Origin of the sequence: Parvibaculum sp. (assembly GCF_040882025.1) — a bacterium.
GTDB lineage: Bacteria > Pseudomonadota > Alphaproteobacteria > Parvibaculales > Parvibaculaceae > Parvibaculum.
This window is the reverse complement of the sequence record NZ_JBBECC010000175.1, coordinates 10,381-12,005: the sequence shown is the minus strand read 5'-3', so window position 1 is coordinate 12,005 and position 1,625 is coordinate 10,381. Positions and strand designations below refer to the sequence as shown.

Below are 1,625 nucleotides of genomic sequence, written 5' to 3'. Positions count from 1 at the left end.
CGGTCGCGTTTTCTTGCGGAAAACCGGCGACCACTTTTCCGGAAAACGCTCCGGTTTCGGTCGCGTTTTCTTGCGGAAAACCGGCGACCACTTTTCCGGAAAACGCTCCGGTGTTTTTGTTGTTGTATTATGCCGCGCGGTTTTTCTGCTTTGACGCAACCGGTTTGCCTTCGGCCTTGGGCGAGAGGCGGTTTTCGAAATCGCGGCAGGCGGTTTCGAGCTTCGACAGTTGTGCGTCCGCTTCGTCGCGCAGCTTTTTCACCGCTTCCATGCGGCGGCGGAAGATCGTCAGCGCATGGCGGTATTGGGCGGCGTCGCCCTCGCCGTCGTGAAGGTCGAGGATCGTACGGATTTCATAGAGCGTCAGGCCGACGTCGCGGCCGCCGACGATCAGCTTCAACCGGGCGCGATCGCGCTTCGAATAGAGCCGGGCCTGACCGCGGCGCTCGGGCGCGAGCATGCGCTTCTCCTCGTAGAAGCGCAGCGCGCGCGGCGTGACGCCGAATTCGGCGGCGAGATCGGTGATGGTGTAAGTCATGACGGAACCTCCGGAGTGAGGGGGCGGGCGCCCGCGATGCGAACGCCCGCCGGACATGGGATTACTGCATACGTTCGACGATGATGGCCGGCGCCATGCCGCCGGCGGCGCACATGGTGACGAGGCCGAAGCGCTTGTCCTGACGTTCGAGCTCATCGATGATCGTGCCGATGAGGATCGAGCCCGTGGCGCCGATCGGATGACCCAGCGCGCAGGCGCCGCCATTGACGTTGACCTTGTCGCGGTCGAGCTTCAGATCGCGGATGAACTTCTCGGCGACGACGGCGAAGGCCTCGTTGATTTCGAAGAGGTCGATGTCCTCGATCTTCATGCCGGCCTTGGCCAGCACCTTCTGCGCGGCGGGGACCGGCGCGTTCAGCATCAGCGTCGGGCAGTCGCCCATGTTGGCGGTGGCGACGATGCGGGCGCGCGGCTTCAGGCCGTTCTTCTTCGCGTAAGCGGGCGAAGCGAGCAGGATCGCCGCCGCACCGTCGACGACGCCCGAGGAATTGCCGGCATGGTGGATGTGGTTGAATTTGGTCAGCTGCGGATATTTCTGGCGGATCAGATCGCCATAGGTCGTTCCTTCCGCATCAACCGGCATGCCTGCCCAGACCTCGAAAGAGGCCTTGAGACCGGCGAGACCTTCCTTCGTCGTTTGCGGGCGCGGGAATTCCTCGCGGTCGAGCGCGACCGAACCGTCGTCATTGTAGACGGCGACGAGCGACTTCGAGAACCGGCCTTCCTCGATCGCCTTGGCCGCGCGCTGCTGCGACATGAGAGCGAGATCGTCGACCGCCTGGCGGTCGATGCCTTCCATCGTCGCGATCGCATCGGCGCAGACGCCCTGCTGGGACTGCGGATGCTGCTTGCGGAGATGCAGGTTGCCGGCGTCCATCATGGGCAGCGTCTTCGTGTCGGCGGTGGCCGAGGTGTAGCTCATCATTTCGGTGCCGCCGGCGATGACGAGATCTTCCATGCCGGACATGATCTGCGCGGCGCCGAGATTGACCGTGGTGATGCCCGAGCCGCAGAAGCGGTCGAGCGTGACGCCCGAGGCGCGGATGTCGAAGCCCGCATCGAGGGC

At 64.2% G+C, this 1,625-nt stretch carries 2 protein-coding genes; both read right to left on the bottom strand.

From position 1 onward, the window contains the following. Nucleotides 1–127: 127 nt before the first annotated feature. The gene (locus WEB61_RS12715; RefSeq protein WP_368064708.1) at nt 128–538 is read right to left on the bottom strand and encodes a MerR family DNA-binding transcriptional regulator; all 411 of its coding nucleotides are present in this window, start codon (nt 536–538) and stop codon (nt 128–130) included. 61 nt (nt 539–599) lie between these two features. Continuing rightward, nucleotides 600–1,625 (bottom strand): acetyl-CoA C-acetyltransferase (locus tag WEB61_RS12710; protein ID WP_368064707.1); only part of this gene is annotated, 1,026 nt, incomplete at its 5' end.

Excerpts from the sequence above, each read along its gene's own strand:
- WEB61_RS12715 (WP_368064708.1), bottom strand. The coding sequence starts at position 538 with ATGACTTACACCATCACCGATCTCGCCGCCGAATTCGGCGTCACGCCG.